Below are 2,784 nucleotides of genomic sequence, written 5' to 3' on the forward strand. Positions count from 1 at the left end.
TCGAGGAACTCGCCGCCACCAAGGTGCGGATGAGCGACATGGCGACGCTGGCCACCCGTCCGACCTTCCAAAAGGGTCTGGCCCACCACGTTGCGGCGTGGCGGGCCGCCCGCCTTCTGGTGCTCGACGCCTTCACCGCGGCCGAGGCGGCAGTCGCCGCGGGCAATGACCTGACACCCGGGTTGCGAGCCGACATGCGGGTGGCCGCGGTGTTCGCCACCGACACGGCCAGGGCGTGTGCCGAGTGGGCCCATCTGGCGGCGGGCACCACCGCGATCCGCGAGGGAAGCCGACTCGAGCGCGCGTTCCGCGACATGTACACCGGCACCCAGCACGCGTTCATCAGCGAGAAGGTGGCGATCGACGTGGCGCAGATCTGGCTCGGCATCACCGAGGACCAGTTCGGACTGTGACGGAGGGACCCAATTACGTGAGTGGTGATCGTGCCCGTTCGCGCACGTTCGTCGTGACGGGTGCGGCGTCGGGCATCGGCCTGGCCACAGCCCGGCGCCTGCTGGCCGAAGGCGGCACCGTCGTCGGCGCCGACCTGGCCTCCCCACCCGACCTCGGCCCGCGGTTCACGTTCGTGACGGCGGACGTCACCGACGAAACCGCGGTCGCCGCGGTGCTGTCCGCCGTGCCCGACCGGCTCGACGGGGTGGTGCACGCCGCTGGTGTTGCCGGCGGCGGCCCGGTTCATCTGCTCGACCGGGCCGAATGGGACCGGGTGATCGGCATCAATCTCACCGCAACCTTCCTGGTGGCCAAGGCGGCACTGGCCAGGATGATCGAGCAACCCAGGGTCGACGGCGAGCGCGGCTCGATCGTGACACTCGCCAGCATCGAGGGCCTGGAAGCCACGGCGGGCGGCAGCGCCTACAACGCGTCGAAGGGTGGCGTGATTCTGCTCACCAAGAACATCGCGCTCGACTACGGCCCGAGCGGCATCCGGGCCAACGCCGTCTGCCCCGGCTTCATCGCAACACCGATGCTCGACGGCATCTTCGGCATGCCGGGGATGGCGGGCCCGTTGGGCTCGATCACCGAGGAACATGCGCTGCACCGGCTGGGCCGGCCCGAGGAGATCGCGGCCATGGCGGCCTTTCTGGCCTCTCCCGACGCGTCCTTCGTCAGCGGTCAGGCCGTCGTCGTCGACGGTGGCTACACCGCTGGCCGCGATCACGGCGTGGTTGCGCTCTTCGGCTTTCCCGAGTGATCAGCTGGGGTAGATGATCGACTGGTACTCGATATAGGGGTCGATGCCTTCGGGGCCGCACTCGCGGCCGAGGCCGGACTTCTTGAAGCCGCCGAACGGAGCCTTGAAGTCGAGCAACATCGCCGAGTTGATCGGTACGGTGCCGGTGCGCAGCCGGGCGGCGATCTCGGTCCCGTGGTCGACGTCGGCCGTCCACACCGAGCCGGATAGGCCATAGTCGGAATCGTTGGCGATGCGGACGGCGTCGTCTTCGGTGTCGTAGGGAATGACGGACAGCACCGGGCCGAAGATCTCTTCGCGGGCGATGCGCATCGCGTTGTCGACGTCGTAGAAGATGGTCGGCTCGATGAACCAGCCCTTCTCCAGATGCGCCGGCCTGCCGCCGCCGACGGCGACCTTGGCGCCCTGTTCCTTCCCCGACTCGAGCAGCCCGACGATCTTGTCGCGCTGGCGCTCGGCCACGACCGGCCCGATCGCGGTGGCGGCATCGTTGGGATCACCGACCGGCATGGCGCCGACGCCCGTGGCCAGCGCGTCGACCAGCTCCTGGTAGCGCGAGCGCGGCGCCAGGATGCGGGTCTGCGCGGCGCAGGCCTGCCCGTTGTTCATCAGGCCCGACATGATGAGGTTCTGCAGTTGCGCCTCGAGGTCGACGTCGTCGAGGACGATCGCCGCGGACTTGCCGCCTAGCTCCAGGGTCACCCGCTTGATCTGCCCGCCGCACAGCTCGCCGATGCGCGCGCCCGTCGCGGTCGAACCGGTGAAGCTGACCTTGTCGACGCCGGGGTGCGTGACGATGTGCTCACTCGCCTCGCGCGACGCGGCGACGATGTTGACCACACCGGGCGGAAGACCCGCCTCGAGCACCGCGTCCGCGAGCAAATACGGATCGAGCGCGGTCTCGGGTGCGGCCTTGAGCACCATCGTCGATCCCGAGGCGAGGCACGGCCCGAGCTTCATCGCCATGATGTACAGCGGAACGTTCCACGGAATGATGCCCGCGCACACGCCGACCGGCGCCCGGCGCACCACCACCTTCTGACCCATCGCGCCGACACGCTCGTCGCTCCACGGGTAGCTACGGGCGATGTCGGCGTAGACGTCGAGCACCATGGTGGCCGCCAGCACCTGCATCCCTAGCGACTGTTGGGCCGGGGAGCCGTTCTCGTTGGTGACGACGTCGGCGATCTGGGCGCCACGCTTCTGCAGCGCCTGAGAGAGCGCGGCGATGGCGGCGGCCCGTTCCTCCGGCGTCGAGTTGGGCCACGGCCCGTTGTCGAAGGCATCCCGCGCGGCGGCGACGGCGCGATCGATGTCGGCCGGTGCCGCATCGGGCGTGCGTGCGTACACCTCTTCGGTGATCGGAGAGATGACGTCGATGGTGCGTTCGGTGGCGGGTTCCACCCATTCGTTGCCGATGAACAGCCGGTCGCGTGTCTCCATTTCGGCGCTCCCATCTCATTGTGGTGCTGGGCCGATGGTACGGGTGTAACGCATCGGTCGGAGGAGCGATCTAACTCTTGGGACCGGGTCGTCGCTCCGCAGCAGCGTTGGCTCTGTCCCAGAAG

Annotated in this window: 3 protein-coding genes; 2 read left to right on the forward strand and 1 reads right to left on the reverse strand. The window is 68.9% G+C overall.

Annotated elements, in window-relative coordinates:
- Together ACRDU5_RS12040 and ACRDU5_RS12045 are read left to right on the forward strand one after the other, a co-directional pair.
- Positions 1-413, forward strand: a 413-nt coding sequence (locus tag ACRDU5_RS12040; protein WP_526614763.1) for an acyl-CoA dehydrogenase family protein, incomplete at its 5' end; no start/stop codon positions are given.
- Between the two features lie 17 nt (positions 414-430).
- Positions 431-1,216: an SDR family NAD(P)-dependent oxidoreductase gene (locus ACRDU5_RS12045; RefSeq protein ID WP_526614764.1), complete on the forward strand. Its 786-nt coding sequence runs from the start codon at positions 431-433 to the stop codon at positions 1,214-1,216.
- Here the strand turns inward: ACRDU5_RS12045 and ACRDU5_RS12050 are convergent, their stop codons facing one another.
- A complete protein-coding gene (locus ACRDU5_RS12050) occupies positions 1,217-2,659 on the reverse strand; it encodes an aldehyde dehydrogenase (protein ID WP_526614765.1) in 1,443 nt (480 codons plus the stop codon).
- Positions 2,660-2,784 lie beyond the last annotated feature (125 nt).

The sequence above is a fragment of the Mycobacterium sp. genome (genome assembly GCF_050701515.1).
Taxonomy (GTDB): Bacteria; Actinomycetota; Actinomycetes; order Mycobacteriales; family Mycobacteriaceae; genus Mycobacterium.

What these genes read in the sequence shown, in the direction of transcription:
- ACRDU5_RS12050 (WP_526614765.1), bottom strand. Translation starts at nt 2,659, where the DNA reads ATGGAGACACGCGACCGGCTGTTCATCGGCAACGAATGGGTGGAACCC.